Annotated in this window: 13 protein-coding genes and 1 tRNA gene; 8 read left to right on the forward strand and 6 right to left on the reverse strand. The window is 56.5% G+C overall.

Features of this window, described 5'->3' with window-relative positions; all coding sequences use genetic code 11:
- Nucleotides 1-86 precede the first annotated feature (86 nt).
- A complete protein-coding gene (locus RY113_RS18000; RefSeq protein ID WP_315915750.1) occupies nucleotides 87-230 on the reverse strand; it encodes a hypothetical protein in 144 nt (47 codons plus the stop codon).
- Between the two features lie 698 nt (nucleotides 231-928).
- Nucleotides 929-1,011 (reverse strand) — tRNA-Leu (locus tag RY113_RS18005).
- 384 nt (nucleotides 1,012-1,395) lie between these two features.
- On the opposite strand from RY113_RS18005, the gene RY113_RS18010 reads away from it, so the two are divergent.
- From RY113_RS18010 to pknB, 7 genes are read left to right on the forward strand one after another with little or no spacing between them, the layout of a single operon-like run.
- A complete protein-coding gene (locus tag RY113_RS18010) occupies nucleotides 1,396-2,226 on the forward strand; it encodes a DUF3662 and FHA domain-containing protein (protein ID WP_315915751.1) in 831 nt (276 codons plus the stop codon).
- Nucleotides 2,223-2,708 carry an FHA domain-containing protein gene (locus tag RY113_RS18015; protein ID WP_315915752.1) on the forward strand — a complete coding sequence of 162 codons (486 nt, stop codon included), beginning with the start codon at nucleotides 2,223-2,225 and terminating at the stop codon, nucleotides 2,706-2,708. The genes RY113_RS18010 and RY113_RS18015 overlap by 4 nt, the downstream gene beginning before the upstream one ends.
- 1 nt (nucleotide 2,709) lies before the next feature.
- Nucleotides 2,710-4,392, forward strand: coding sequence for a PP2C family serine/threonine-protein phosphatase (locus RY113_RS18020; RefSeq protein ID WP_315915754.1), 1,683 nt, complete (start codon nucleotides 2,710-2,712; stop codon nucleotides 4,390-4,392).
- Nucleotides 4,389-5,783: an FtsW/RodA/SpoVE family cell cycle protein gene (locus RY113_RS18025; RefSeq protein ID WP_110105683.1), complete on the forward strand. Its 1,395-nt coding sequence runs from the start codon at nucleotides 4,389-4,391 to the stop codon at nucleotides 5,781-5,783. The genes RY113_RS18020 and RY113_RS18025 overlap by 4 nt, the downstream gene beginning before the upstream one ends.
- Nucleotides 5,780-7,234 carry a penicillin-binding transpeptidase domain-containing protein gene (locus tag RY113_RS18030; protein ID WP_110105684.1) on the forward strand — a complete coding sequence of 485 codons (1,455 nt, stop codon included), beginning with the start codon at nucleotides 5,780-5,782 and terminating at the stop codon, nucleotides 7,232-7,234. The genes RY113_RS18025 and RY113_RS18030 overlap by 4 nt, the downstream gene beginning before the upstream one ends.
- On the forward strand, nucleotides 7,231-9,033 hold the full coding sequence (locus RY113_RS18035; RefSeq protein WP_315915757.1) for a protein kinase domain-containing protein: 1,803 nt from the start codon (nucleotides 7,231-7,233) through the stop codon (nucleotides 9,031-9,033). Before RY113_RS18030 ends, RY113_RS18035 begins: the two co-directional genes overlap by 4 nt.
- Before the next feature lie 60 nt (nucleotides 9,034-9,093).
- On the forward strand, nucleotides 9,094-10,992 hold the full coding sequence (pknB, locus tag RY113_RS18040; protein ID WP_315915759.1) for a Stk1 family PASTA domain-containing Ser/Thr kinase: 1,899 nt from the start codon (nucleotides 9,094-9,096) through the stop codon (nucleotides 10,990-10,992).
- 51 nt (nucleotides 10,993-11,043) lie between these two features.
- Here the strand turns inward: pknB and RY113_RS18045 are convergent, their stop codons facing one another.
- The 3 genes from RY113_RS18045 to RY113_RS18055 are packed head-to-tail and all read right to left on the reverse strand — an operon-like array spanning nucleotide 11,044 to nucleotide 12,561.
- Entirely contained in the window at nucleotides 11,044-11,682 is a 639-nt protein-coding gene (locus tag RY113_RS18045; RefSeq protein ID WP_315915760.1) for a glutamine amidotransferase-related protein, read from the reverse strand.
- A 1-nt stretch (nucleotide 11,683) separates the two neighbouring features.
- On the reverse strand, nucleotides 11,684-11,848 hold the full coding sequence (locus RY113_RS18050; protein ID WP_170120925.1) for a hypothetical protein: 165 nt from the start codon (nucleotides 11,846-11,848) through the stop codon (nucleotides 11,684-11,686).
- 2 nt (nucleotides 11,849-11,850) lie between these two features.
- Nucleotides 11,851-12,561, reverse strand: a complete 711-nt coding sequence (locus RY113_RS18055) for a class E sortase (RefSeq protein ID WP_373366725.1) — start codon at nucleotides 12,559-12,561, stop codon at nucleotides 11,851-11,853.
- Between the two features lie 339 nt (nucleotides 12,562-12,900).
- Here RY113_RS18055 and RY113_RS18060 point away from each other — a divergent pair, with 339 nt between their 5' ends.
- Nucleotides 12,901-13,155 carry a cell division protein CrgA gene (locus tag RY113_RS18060; protein ID WP_170120926.1) on the forward strand — a complete coding sequence of 85 codons (255 nt, stop codon included), beginning with the start codon at nucleotides 12,901-12,903 and terminating at the stop codon, nucleotides 13,153-13,155.
- Nucleotides 13,156-13,158: 3 nt separating this feature from the next.
- Here the strand turns inward: RY113_RS18060 and RY113_RS18065 are convergent, their stop codons facing one another.
- The gene (locus RY113_RS18065; protein WP_110105689.1) at nucleotides 13,159-13,449 is read right to left on the reverse strand and encodes a hypothetical protein; all 291 of its coding nucleotides are present in this window, start codon (nucleotides 13,447-13,449) and stop codon (nucleotides 13,159-13,161) included.
- Between the last annotated feature and the right edge of the window lie 556 nt (nucleotides 13,450-14,005).

The raw sequence follows: 14,005 nt of genomic DNA on the forward strand, positions 1-14,005 counted from the left end.
CACGCGGCCCCTCCTGCTCAGAGCCCTAGATACCAGTACTGAGCATAAGAGGTTCTTGCTATTTGGCGGTTTCCTTCAGAAAGTACTTAGGAACGAGTATCGCGCACAGAGCCGTGATCGCCCAGATAATTAGCGCTGCGAATATCCAAGTAAAGAAGCTGTGGCCCCGAATGCCACCCGCCAGCACTGCTGGCAATGCTGGCAATGATCAGCGCCAACCATGTAGACACTAAAGAAGCGATGCCAGCAAGCGCGGGCGTGAACTTGGCCGCCAATTTGGCGATGAGACCTTCAAATACGGATTGGGCAATCGTGAATACAACACGTGCTGCGAGGAAGCCGCCGAATCCTAAGTCGACCCTAGGGGGAGCAGCGCAGCTTGGATAACCGCAACTACTGAACTGCCGAGCTGGAGGAGATGCCAATCATTAGTCTCTTCATGCCTTCAGCATAGGCAGCGCAGCCATTTGTGGCCGGGGTTGTAGAGCCGAGGTTGTAGATCCAGGTGAAGCCCATGGTTATCGGCACTCTTGCAACCACTTATTCATAGGTACAGCCACGTCAGAGTTGGAACAGTAGAAGCCCATGCTCAACGAAGGGAATCTGATAGTTTCATGCACCTTGGTTAAGTCTTGCTGGGTCTCGATAGGTAGTAAACGGGTTAAATAGGTAGTAGAGGGTTAATAGGTATGGAACCAACTGTGGGACTTCTGCTCTCCAACTCAGATGCTCGAGCCCGTTCCAACGCTGAATCTGATTCTCTCGTGGCTGCGGGTCTTGTCCCGCAACGGGGCCAGCGCCCCTAGGGCTATGCCCTGCTCTGCACTGCACTGCACTGCACTGCACCATTGTGAGGAACACAAAGGTTCGGGCATACAAAAAGACCCCGACGGAACCATAGGTTGCATCGGGGTCTTTCTCAAAAACGTGCGCGAGGGGGGATTTGAACCCCCACGCCCTTTCGGACACTGGCACCTGAAGCCAGCGCGTCTGCCGTTCCGCCACTCGCGCGTTTTTCGCCATCCACCGGGTTTGTCTTTCGACTTTCAGTGGAACAGCGAGATCAAGCATATAGGAGTATTGCCGATTCACCTAAACGAGACTCGGGTAGGCCCGTGAAGCAGCGGGAATGGGACACCTCCCGGATGTAGAAACCTTGAATTTTCAAGGAAGTTGATGCCAGAAAGAAGGTTTTGACAACATCATGCTCCAGTAGGAAATTTGCCACATCCGGGCCTACTAATAGGGATATTCCAAGACTCCGGCAGTAGTATCAACTTTGAACTAGGTTGTCCGCGGCGCGGATGACGCTCAAACTGCGCTATCCATGCGTAGCGGTTCCAAGACTTCCAGACATGGGCATCATCGCAACAACGCCGTAGGAGAGGAGAGCATATGGGATTGTTTGACAACGTTGAAAAAGGCATTGAAAAGGCAGTACGTGGCGCCTTCTCCCTGGGCTCCAAGTCATTGCAGCCTGTTGAGGTGGCTAGTGCCCTTCGTCGGGAACTCGACGACAAAGCCATGACCTTGGATGCCGGGCGAACCTTGGCACCGAATGTTTTTAATATTGAGCTCGGCGATGCAGACTATGAACGGGCACGCTCATGGGGGGTAACTCTCGCTGAAGAGCTGTGTGATGTTGTGATCAACCACGCCCGCAGCCAAGGTTACGTACTCCAGGGCCCAGTAAGAGTGGCATTTAACCACGACAAAGCCTTGCGCCCCGGTCAGTTTGACGTTGCGTCGTCAACGGAAAAGGAACGCGGCACCGCGGCCGAGGCATCTGCCGTTTTCGCCTCACAGAATCCGGCACGCATGCCAGCACGGCCCAGCCAGCACCCCGCGGGACAGCCCGCCTCCGAAGGTCAGCCGGCCCCCGTGTACAAGCGTCAAGCCCCTCGAGAACAAGGTCAAACACTGGGTCAACCAGTCTTGGACATTGACGGTCAGCGTTATGCGCTCAATGCAACCTCAATCATTCTGGGCCGCTCCTCCGAAGCTGACATCTTGATAGATGACACAGGCGTTTCAAGAAAGCATTTGGAGATCCGTTGTGAAGACGGATCCAACACTGCAGTAGACCTTGGCTCCACAAACGGCAGTTTTGTTGATGGTCGCCGTGTACAAGGCAGCGCTGCCCTCCACGACGGAGCCCGCATCACCATGGGACGCACAGAGATAATTTTCCGTATTTTGCCTCGACGCGGCGGTGGTCAACGATGAACGATCTCAGTCTTGTGGTCACAATTTTGCGCTTCGGATTCCTACTTTTGATGTGGGTCATGGTCTTCAGTGTTGTTGCGGCTATGCGCAGGGACCTCGTGATTGGCCGCAAGGCTAAAGTCGGTGCCCCTACTGCCAGACAGGCCAGAAAGCACCCTGAACTAGTTGAAGAGGCTCCACCAGCGAAAATTGTGGCACGTCAGCTTGTTGTCACTGAAGGGCCTCTGACGGGCACCACCCTAGAGCTGACCGGCGTCCCCATTCTGTTGGGTAGAGCGCAAGAAGCAACCTTGGTACTTGAGGACGACTACGCTTCTGGCCGCCACGCGCGCCTCTTCCCGCAAGGCACCCGCTGGTTTATTGAAGACCTCGGTTCTACCAATGGAACATTCCTTGGTGGTACGGCATTGACGCGTGCCCTCCCCGTGGAACTCGGGGTTCCCGTGCGGATCGGCAAAACGGTCATCGAATTGAGGCCATAACATGGCCGAATACCCGCTGATTCTTAGCTACGCGGCGAGATCCCATGTAGGTCTGGTGCGGGCAAAGAATGATGACTCTGCGTACGCCGGTGAACATCTGGCTGTTGTAGCTGACGGCATGGGCGGTCACGCCGGTGGCGATGTTGCCAGCGCTTCCACCGTTCTTGATCTGGTCCATTTGGACCACAACCGCCACAACGACGACGCCGGCGCTCACCTTGCTGATGAGATTCAGACCGCAAATTCGCTGCTCTCCGAGCTGGTCCACGTCAACCCAAAACTGGCTGGCATGGGCACCACGGTGACCGCTCTGCTGCTTTCCGGGAAGCGTCTGGCCTACGCGCACATTGGTGATTCACGGGCATACCGCCTCAAAAATGGCGTCTTTGAGCAGCTCAGCACAGACCACACCTTTGTCCAGCGCATGATCGACGAAGGCCGCATGACCGAGGCTGAAGCCGAGGTTCATCCCCATAAGAACGTCCTCATGCGTGTGCTCGGTGACGTGGATGCGTCTCCTGAGCTGGATCTGAAATATTTCGATGCGGAGCCGGGTGAGCGCTGGCTCCTGTGCTCCGACGGTCTGAACTTTGTCCGCCACCAGATGATTGAAGAGGTCATCCGCCATACCAAGTCATTGGCGACGGCCGCCGACACACTCATCGATCTAACATTGGCCGCCGGCTCGCCGGACAATGTCACTGTAGTTGTTTTTGACATTCTCGAGAGCAACCCGGATCAGACGCAAACCGCGGCGCTGGATGCCGTAGAGGTCCCCGCGCCGCACCCTCATGACGCTCCTCTGCCGCACCTCACAGCGGATCCCGAAAAGTACGACGACGAATCCAGTCTTCTAGAGGGCCCGGAAAGTTTCGCTGTGACTAGGCCGGGTGAGGAGTTAAGCCTCCCGGGGGATCTTGCGGAGGCGGACGAAGAGTACGCTCCTGAGGCCCTCGACTCCCATATCCGTGCTGCCGCAGTCCGTCGTGAACTGGCATCGCGCAAACATGAGCTAGTTGGGGCTGCCGTGACGGCCAACGCTGAGGGCCGGATACCGCTCCTGACCAGACCGCCTGCCAACCGCCGCGCAGCAACCGTCCTCACACACAAACCTACTGAACAGCCCACCCTGGTAGAAGACACTGAGGTCTCCTTGCCCAGGATTCGTCAGCGCCCGCTGGTGTTGGCGATTGTTGGTTTCCTAGCGACTATGGCCATCGTGGCAGGTTCCTGGGCGGCCTACGCCTGGACCCAAACCCAATATTTTGTGGGGGTAAATAGCGGGAATGTGGCAATATTTCAGGGTGTCTCACAATCACTCGGGCCCATTTCCCTCTCGCATTTGTACCGGGAAACCGAGGTGAAAGTATCCTCGCTTCCGGCCTACTCCCAGCAACTCGTGGCTGCAACCATGCCGACTTCAACACTGAGCAATGCTGAACAGATCATCAGTGACCTTCAATTGGGCACTGGAACTAGTTTGCCTCCCTGCGAGGTTCTGGAAACCGCCCCGGCGGCCACCCCAACAGCAACCCCCACACCAGGAAGCAACGCCTCGGCTAACTCAAAACCCACCCCCAGCCCCAGCACCTCGCCCAACGTCACTGGTACAGCTAGCACCTCAGCGTCTAGTGCCCCCGCAACTGCTGCACAGCCCACCTGCATTCCTGGAGGTGGAAAATGAGCCAGTTGCTGACCGTGGCCAAACCGCGCCGTAACACCGAGCTTCTGTTACTGATCCTTGCCCTGGGCGTGTCCGCTATGGCCAATGCCTTGGTGAACCTGAACCTGGGCCGCACTTTCGACAACGATTTCTTCACGCAAATAGCAATTCTTTCCGGACTCTCCCTAGCATTCCACGTGGTTTTACGTTTCAAGGCAAAATATGCCGATCCGGTAATACTGCCTGTTGTGGTGGCCCTCAATGGCATTGGCTTGGCCGTTATTCACCGCCTGGACATCACCTCTGGTGACACGGCAGCTACACGCCAATGGATGTGGACAAGCCTGGCGGTGGTAGCTGCTATTACGGTGATCTGGTTCCTACGAGATCACCGGATCCTGCGCCGCTACACATACATCTCCTTGCTGGTCTCAGTAGTTCTGCTAATCCTGCCCCTCGTGCCAGGCATCTCTGCGGGCAACGTCAATGGAGCCACCGTATGGATTTCCCTCGGGCCATTTACATTCCAGCCCGGAGAAATAGCAAAAATAACCCTGGCTATATTCTTTGCCGGGTATCTATCATCCAACCGTGATCTAATTCTGCTAGCCGGTAAGAAGATCGGCCCTCTCCAGCTACCCCGAATGCGGGACATGGCCCCCATGATCGTGGCCTGGCTAGCAAGCGTTGGCGTCCTTGTGTTCCAACGGGACCTGGGCTCATCCATCTTGTTCTTTGGCTTGTTCATGGTCATGATCTATGTAGCCACCAGCCGCGTCAGCTGGATCTTCATTGGCTTGGCGCTCATCGCGGTCGGCGGTGTCGCCGCCTACCAGATATTCCCTCACGTTGCCCGCCGTATTGACGTTTGGGTCAATGCTTTTGACCCCGCCTATATAGGGGCAGACTATGGCAGTTTCCAGGTTGTCGAGGGCTTGTTTGGTCTAGCAAACGGCGGCCTTATGGGCACCGGTCTGGGACAAGGTTCACCCGACAAGCTGCCCGTAGCCAATAGCGACATGATCATCGCAGTGATTGGTGAAGAGCTTGGGTTGGTGGGGCTCTTCGCGATCCTCTGCCTTTACGCGCTGCTGATTGCGCGCGGCTTCCGAGCCGCATTGGGCACACGTGATGCTTTTGGCAAACTATTGGCCGTTGGGCTCTCCTTCGCGGTGGCTTTGCAGTGCTTCATCATCATTGGCGGCGTTACCCGGCTTATCCCGTTGACGGGCTTGACCACACCGTTCCTGTCTTCGGGAGGCTCCTCTCTTTTAGCCAACTGGATCATAGTGGCTTTGATCCTGAAGATTTCAGACGCCGCCCGGCGTCCCATTGACGTTTCAGCCAGTTCTTCGCCCATCGAACAGCTTTCCCCCATTGACGCGACACAAAAGGAGGTGCCTTCACCATGAATGCTGCCATTCGCAATTCCTGGATCGTGGCCATCGCCTTGTTTGCACTGCTTTTTGGATCCATCTCCTATGTGCAGTTCTTTGCGGTTGATTCCCTTAATGACAACCCCAGCAACCAGCGGCAACTAGTGAAGAATTTTTGCAGCTCACGCGGCCCTATCCTGGTTGACGGACAGGCTATTGCCGAGTCTGTTGCCACGAACACCGACTGCAAGTACCAGCGAAAGTACAATGACCCGCTGCTGTATGCAGGCCTGACGGGCTTCTTCAGCAAGTGGTCTGGTAAATATGGGCTCGAAGACGTAATGAGTCCCGAACTCACCGGAAACTCTAACGATGCAATCCTGGAACGCATTGCACAGATCTTCACGGGGGAGCAACTCCAAGGCCGTTCCGTGGAGTTGACCATTGATTCAAAGATCCAGCAGATGGCGTTTGACATGATCCCTGATGGGATTGGCGGGTCCATTGTGGTCAATAACCCAAAGACCGGCGCCATCATCGCCATGGCCTCCAAACCCAGCTACGACACCAACTTGATGGCCACACACAACAAGGCTGACTTTGATGCTTCAATGGCGGAATTGGTGAAAGTCCCCGGCATCAACTTGTTCGGCTCATCCGCCTACAGGAAGCTCTACTCACCCGGATCAGTTTTCAAGATCATTGACACGGCGGCAGCCTTGGAGTCCGGAAAATATAACAAGGACAGCATACTTCCCAATCCGGCCGAACTAACGTTCCCCGGTATGGACTACGCTCTTCCGAACTATGCCTACGGCCAGTGCTATACGAAGGATAAGGCTTCCTTCGCGTTCGCATTAGAGAACTCCTGCAATACACCCTTCGCCAGCATTGCCCTTGACCTTGGTCAGGATGCAATAACGGCCCAAGCTGAGAAGTTTGGCTTCAATGACAACTCCCTCGGCTTCCCATCTGCGGTAGAAGGCAGCCGCTTCCCGGGTAGCCAGGGAGTACTTGACGATGCGGCACTGGCCCAGAGTGCCATTGGCCAGCGTGATGTTCTCGCATCACCGCTGCAGATCGCCATGATGACCTCTGCCATCGCAAACGGGGGAACCCAAATGGCTCCCAATCTGGTCAAGACTGTACGGACCCCTGATCTCAAAACAGTTTCCAGCCTCAAACCAGAAGTTCTCCGTCAATCGACAACCCCGGAGATCGCCGCCCAAATCAGTGAATGGATGGTCAGCGTGGTCGATAACGGCATTGCTTCTGCAGCAGCTGTCCCTGGCGTCAAGGTTGCCGGAAAAACAGGAACAGCGGAACTCGGAGACGGATTGAACAACGCATGGTTTACCGGATTCGCACCGGCAGATGACCCCCAAGTGGTGGTCACAATTATGATGCCACAGGTGGACGTTCCCACAGGCGCACAACTTACAAGTCCCAATGCAAGCAAACTCTTCAAGGCGGTGTTGAAAAAGTGAGGCCTATTTCTGGTATCACCTTAGGCGGCAGGTTCCAACTCACATCACGCATTGCCATCGGCGGCATGGGCGAGGTGTGGAAGGCACAAGATCTGGTATTGGGCCGTATTGTTGCCATTAAAATCCTCAAGGATGAGTACACGGGCGATCCCGGTTTCCGCGCCCGCTTCAGGGCGGAGGCCAAGCACACTGCCCTGCTCAACCATGAGGGCATCGCCAACGTTTTTGATTACGGTGAAGAAGACGGCTCCGCTTACTTGGTGATGGAACTAGTTCCCGGTGAGCCGCTGTCCAGCCTGATCGAACGCGAACGCGTGCTCTCGGCGGACTGGACGTTGTCCATGATCGCCCAGACCGCCCGTGCCCTTGCAGTGGCTCACGCCCAGGGTCTGGTCCATAGGGATGTAAAGCCGGGCAACTTGCTCATCACTCCTGAAGATAAGGTGAAGATCACCGACTTCGGCATCGCTCGTCTAGCTGACCAGGTCCCGCTAACGCAGACCGGTCAGGTCATGGGAACAGCGCAATATTTGGCTCCGGAACAGGCCACAGGGCAAATTGCCACGGGCTCCAGTGACATATATTCCCTTGGCATCATAGGTTATGAGTGCATCACCGGGCACCGTCCGTTCTCGGGCGAATCACAAATCGCCATTGCCTTGGCTCAGGTCAACGATGCTCCCCCGCCGCTGCCTGACACCCTTCCCACTCCTGTGCGCGCGCTCCTGATGTCCATGCTGGCCAAGGATCCTGTCAACCGTCCGGCCAATGCCTTGAAACTAGCTGATGCAGCGGAGGCTATTCGTTCCGGCGACATCAAGGCAGCCCACGCCGCCGTTCCCGGCATGCTCCTGTTCGAATCCACCACGGGCCCCATTACGGCTCCTGTTGATATCAATGCAACAGCCGCAACCTCTGTGGTGAGCAGTGTTGCCGAGCCGAACACAACGGCGCTTCCCACCGTCTCACATGAGATGACAGATGCACCCACTACCCGTACCCGTTCGGAGATCCTTGGCGCCGAGCGTGCCTGGCAAGCCGAGAACGACGACGATGCCTTCCTAGTTGCCGAGGATGAGGAAGTTCCTCCCGAAGAACCAGCCAAAAAGGGACGGAGCCCCTGGACCTGGCCACTCGTGGGCCTGCTAGTGCTCTTGCTTTTTGCTGTGGGGGCATTACTCCTGCAGAACAGCAGCTTCTTTGGCGGCGAGCCCTCACCCTCCTCAAGCAGCACGGCTACCAAGTCTGCGCCGCCCAGCTCGGCTCCCGCCACCTCTGAGGCTCCCACTCCCACAGAAGAGAGTCAGCCACCCATATCAGAAGCCCCGGCAGAGATCGTGGTCAATCCGACCGAGTTCCAAGGACTCACGTTTGATGAAGCCCGGGCCAAACTGATTGGAATGGGCTTGGTTGTCAATGCTCCGGTGGAGGTTGCCAGTGATCAGGCTAAAGGCACTGTTACGGATATTTCTCCGACAGGTCCGTTGGTTCGCGGTTCTGACGTCACTTTGACTGTTTCATCAGGGCCTGAAATGGGCACCGTGCCTTCATTTACAGGCCAAACAGGGGATGCCTTCAGCGCAGCCCTTGTGGCCGCTGGTTTCACGCCAAATGGAATTTCTCAGCCATCAGACCTGCCTGCTGGCCAGGTAATCGCGAGTGACCCCGGAGCAGGAGCAAAGGCGGCAAAGGGTTCACAGGTCACCTATTACGTTTCCACCGGGCCATCAGCTCCGGCTACCACTGAACCTCCGGCCGACAACCAGGGTAAGGGCGAAAGCCAAGGCCAGGGCCAGTAATCAACATCAACCCGCAGTTCCCCGATCTGACACCCACCAAGAAAGGACAATCAGGTACCCATGAGTATTCCGCGCGTCCTCAATGACAGGTATGAGATTGGGGAATTGCTGGGCCGTGGCGGCATGGCAGACGTCTATAAGGCTCAAGACACTCGTCTGGGCCGTACTGTTGCAATTAAATTGCTGCGTGCTGATGTGGCTCGCGATTCCCAACTGCAGGCCCGATTCCGGCGGGAGGCGCAGGCCGTTGCAGGGCTAAATTACCCTGCCATCGTTGCCGTTTATGACACCGGCGAACACATTTCTTCGGATCACCCCGGTGACGGTGCGCACGTGCCGTACATTGTCATGGAATACGTCCATGGAAAAACGCTGCGGGACCTGATACGTGCCAAGGCCATCACCACAGAGCAGGCACTGAAGTACGGCATGGGCGTCTTGTCAGCCCTCGATTACAGCCACCGTGCCGGCATTGTTCACCGCGATATCAAGCCTGCCAATGTCATGGTGACCGAAGACGAAAATGGCGTTTTGGGCGTCGTAAAGGTCATGGACTTTGGCATTGCCAGAACCATCTCCGATTCGGCAGCCACCATGACGCAGACACAAACGGTCATGGGAACGGCCCAGTACCTTTCTCCGGAGCAAGCACGCGGTGAAAGCGTCGATGCGCGAAGCGACCTCTATTCAGCAGCTTGCCTGCTCTATGAAATGCTCGCAGGCCGGCCTCCTTTCACGGGCGATTCACCTGTTTCAGTGGCGTACCAGCACGTCCGAGAACGCCCTCCCGTGCCCAGCACGTTCAACCCTGACCTGACCCCGGCGCTTGATGCACTGCTTATGCGTGCGCTGCAGAAGGATAGGCGCCAGCGTTTTCAGGATGCCACCTCGTTCCGCCGCGCTCTCAGGGCTGCCGTTGCCGGCGTGGCACCTCCGCCCGGCCAGAGAGAGTCTCATGTAGACGGCAATGAGACCACCGTGATCGCCGCTGTCTCCGAACCACAGAAACTCATGCCCGCGCCCGCTATTGACGCTGGTGGCCCCTCCACCCGCGCCATGGCAAAGGAGTTGGCCGGTGGAGCACTAACAACCAACGGCGGTGTCCCCGAGGACACTGATAACCTTTCCCCGTCCGTTAAACGCCGACGGCGGGCCTGGATGGTGACACTTTTTGTGGTCCTGGCATTGATGCTCGGTGGAGGTGCCATGGTGGGTTACAACATGATCAATGCAGTTCCTGCCGCGGTGGCTAAAGAGTCAATCCCACCGCTTAGCGGGATGACGCTGGACGAGGCTACAGTCAAGCTAGAGGCACTGGGGATGTCCCCGCACAGCGCAGAGGAATTTTCCTCGGTCACCAAGGGCGAGGTTATTCGCACGGACCCTCCATCGGGGACTCTGGTGGAATTAAATACCACTGTGGAGATCTTCGTTTCTAAAGGTCCCTCAGAAGTGCAGATACCCAAAGATATTTCTGGTCTCACTGAGCCCCAAGTACGCCAGGAATTGTTGGATCTGGGCCTGCTTATCAGTTCTAGCGATTTAGTCACTGACGGATCCATCAACGCCAACCTTGTGGTCACAACTGATCCAGCGCCGGGGCAGAGCGTTCCCGTAGGTACCAGAGTCGCATTGAAAATCTCCAACGGTCAGGTACTGATGCCCTCCCTCTTTGACTTGACGAAGGATCCAAAAAAGGTCAAGCAAGCAGTAACTGAGGCGCTCAAAAAGGTTTCGGAGTATTTGGAAGTGACTTTTGAGGAATCTGAAAACTCTGTAGTCACTCCTGGCATGGTCACGGGCCAGTCCATCCAGTCCGGTACCTCAGTAGCGCAGCGGACTTCAGTTGTGGTGACCTTGGCAAAGAAACCTACTCCCAAGGAACCTAACGCCTCGCAAGAGCCATCTCCCGGGGAGCAACCCCCGGAAACAACAGCACCGCCTTCCCCGAAGCCCTAAAAAGGCACCAACCCTATGGCGCACTCCGGCACAATGCCAAGGGGTATGCCTCTAGCTATTGATGAGCGGGCTCAGGGTAGATGCTGTTGCCACAGCGCCTACGAGTCCGAGGGATTCGAGCCAGTTCCCGAGCATGGTGTAGCCGCCCTCCGTGAGGACGGATTCAGGATGGAACTGCACCCCGCACAAAGGTGCGTTCTTGTGCGCCAAACCCATGATCACGCCGTCGGCCGTTTCAGCCGTCACCTCAAGCAAGTCAGGGATACTGACCGGAACGGCAGAAAGCGAGTGGTAGCGGGTGGCTGTAACCGGGCTCGGCAGTCCCGCAAAAACGCTCCTGCCGCGGTGATGAACCTCGCTGGTTTTTCCGTGCATGAGCTGCTCGGCATGAGTGACAACGCCCCCATAGGCTTCTGCCAGGGCCTGATGTCCCAGGCAGACGCCCAACATAGGCTTGTCATGGCTGCCACACCATTTGATCAGTTCAATGCACACCCCTGCCTCGGCGGGGGTACCGGGGCCGGGGGAGACCAACACACCATCGCGGCTGCTGGCAAGCTCCACGGCCTCAGCCAGGGTGAGATCGTCGTTGCGCACCACAGTTGTTTCAGCGCCCAGCTGCTGCAAGTAGCCAACCAGCGTGTAGACGAAGCTGTCGTAGTTATCTATCACCAGAATCCGCACTGCCATGTCAGACTCCACCGCCGATCGTTGAGTCATTCAAGGGATTAAACTGGGAAAGCCAGGGGAACACAAACTGCATCAAGACCAGCACCGCAGCTGCCAAAAAGAAAACAGTGGTGATGATGCGGAACCAAAGCGGCCCCGGAAGGTTTCTAAAAATCCAGCCATACATGATTAGCCTGCCTTCTTGTTCGCTGCGACTTGGGCGGCAATCTCTGCCGGAGGGCCAGCACTGGCCGGCTGCCAGGAATCCAACACCGAGTAACTGATAATCCGCTCCTCAGCACCAAAGCGGGGATTACAGCTGGTCATGGTCATGAAGCGTTCAGTGGCCTTGGCATCCAGTTGCGTGGGGACCGGGGCCAACACGTCGGCCCGGTTCGGCATGACGATCTGATTGTTCCGGAACACGTAGGTGTAGTAACCGTCGTTAGTCTGAACGTAAATCTTGTCGCCGGGAACCAGTGTGTGCACAGCATCCAAAACGGCGCCGTGCGTTTGCCTGTGTCCTGCCACCGCAAAGTTGCCCACCGCTCCTGGCATGGAGGTACTGTCGTAGCGGCCAAGCCCAAGGGTATCTAGCTGAGCCGGTGCCGTGCCTTCTACTAGGGGCCGGCTATAGGTTTTCCCGAAGCGGGGAATATAGACAACACCAAATACTGTGCTTGCCTGGTCCGGCGCAGCCATCACCTTAGGGGGACCGAAGTCAACGGGGGGCGCATCCGCAGGAGGTGGAGTCACTGGTCCTTGAAATTCCTGGGCAAAGGCTGAGACGGCCTGTTGCTGGGCCGTGTTGGCTTCAATGTTTGTCCACCACAACTCCCACACCACAAACAGCAGCAATATCACACCGCACGTAATAAGAAGTTCGCCTAACACCTGAATTAAGGTACGGAAAAAGCCCTGCTTGGGTCGCTCAGCGCGCTGCTTGCGAGCAGAACGCTTTTTCCCGCGGCGTATCCTTTCATTTCCGGTGATGAGTTCTTCAACACCCACAGCTGATTCGACATGGCTAGGCGATCGAACCACGCGCGGGTCTCCTGACTGAAGTTGAGCGGTAATGTCATGCAATCTGCAGCTGCGTTAAATGCAGCTAGAATTACGTCAACAATACCGGCAGTTCACGGCCTAGGAACAATTTACCCAGCAACATCACAGGCAATGGACAGTCCGCACACAACCGAAGTGGTCGATTCCCTTCGACCACAATGTCAAGGAGCTTCTGTGCCTGAGTCAAAATCGCGTCGCCGCCCCACTAAAGGACCGGCCCAAACGCCTTCCAGCAAAACACAGCAGCCCAATGCCGTTTGGTTCGTCCCCGTCATGGTGACCTTGATGGTCCTGGGTCTGGTTTGGATCATCACCTACTACATCTCTGATGGTCGCTTCCCCATCCCCAACATTCACAACTGGAATATTGGCATTGGTTTTGGCATTGCCTTGGCCGGTTTCATGATGACAACTCGCTGGCGCAGCTAGTTCTCAATCTTTTGTAGTTTTCCTTGGGTCACTTTCAACGTAGTGGCCCTTGGGGTCCCCTACGGCACGGCCCGGTACATCTCCGGCCGTGCCGTAGTCAGCTTCAACGAATCTCCCACGCTCTGCCTCGTCCTCCGTGCCTTCCGAGCCAGCCTTTCCGTAGTCACCTTCAACGTAACGGCCCTCGGCGTCATCTGCATGGTGACCCTCCTCGGAACCGGCCTTACCGTAAGCACCCTGGACGTAGCGTCCGTGGCTGCCCTCTTGTGCTGTGCTGTCCTCTTGTGCTGTCATTTTTGCTGCCCTGCCTTCCAAATCACTAACGCTTGCGCACCGAATGGCGTGCATAGTTGCGCTCTTGCTTCCACTCTAGTCCGAGCTAGATTTTCTGGACAGGCCGCACGCAACTGGAGAGCCCATGCACAAGCAGTTGTCTGCTTAGGACCGGACTGCAGATGTGAGATCGCCGGTAAAAACCCCTCATGCACGGGAATCTCCCGGGTCTTCAATGCCTTCACCAATTAGGCGGATTATTCGTGCGGACTGTAAAGATGGCACCTGTGCTCTCCTGTGACTTAGTTGTGCCCCTGCAGGGAAAGTCGGCGGCAACACTGCTGGCAGTCACACCATTTGAACAGACCCACTCTCACCGGAGACCCAACCGGTGCTATCTTGGCCACTGCACACTATTTTTCACAGTGGACGCAGGGCTGTGCACTATGAGTAGTACGAGTCAGTCTGAGATCCGGATTCTTCGCCGTTTATGAACAAGGCCAGTTGCTCCCTCGATTGAATGTCCAGCTTGATGAAAGTCCTGTAAACGTGGCCTTCAAGAGTGCGCCGTGAGACC

Source organism: Arthrobacter sp. lap29 (assembly GCF_032458965.1).
GTDB lineage: Bacteria > Actinomycetota > Actinomycetes > Actinomycetales > Micrococcaceae > Specibacter > Specibacter psychrochitiniphilus.

Bases quoted from the DNA above. Each gene is read 5' to 3' on its own strand.
- RY113_RS18065 (WP_110105689.1), bottom strand. From the start codon at position 13,449: ATGACAGCACAAGAGGACAGCACAGCACAAGAGGGCAGCCACGGACGC.
- RY113_RS18015 (WP_315915752.1), top strand. From the start codon at position 2,223: ATGAACGATCTCAGTCTTGTGGTCACAATTTTGCGCTTCGGATTCCTA.
- RY113_RS18050 (WP_170120925.1), bottom strand. From the start codon at position 11,848: ATGTATGGCTGGATTTTTAGAAACCTTCCGGGGCCGCTTTGGTTCCGC.
- RY113_RS18025 (WP_110105683.1), top strand. From the start codon at position 4,389: ATGAGCCAGTTGCTGACCGTGGCCAAACCGCGCCGTAACACCGAGCTT.
- pknB (WP_315915759.1), top strand. From the start codon at position 9,094: ATGAGTATTCCGCGCGTCCTCAATGACAGGTATGAGATTGGGGAATTG.
- RY113_RS18030 (WP_110105684.1), top strand. From the start codon at position 5,780: ATGAATGCTGCCATTCGCAATTCCTGGATCGTGGCCATCGCCTTGTTT.
- RY113_RS18010 (WP_315915751.1), top strand. From the start codon at position 1,396: ATGGGATTGTTTGACAACGTTGAAAAAGGCATTGAAAAGGCAGTACGT.
- RY113_RS18020 (WP_315915754.1), top strand. From the start codon at position 2,710: ATGGCCGAATACCCGCTGATTCTTAGCTACGCGGCGAGATCCCATGTA.
- RY113_RS18045 (WP_315915760.1), bottom strand. From the start codon at position 11,682: ATGGCAGTGCGGATTCTGGTGATAGATAACTACGACAGCTTCGTCTAC.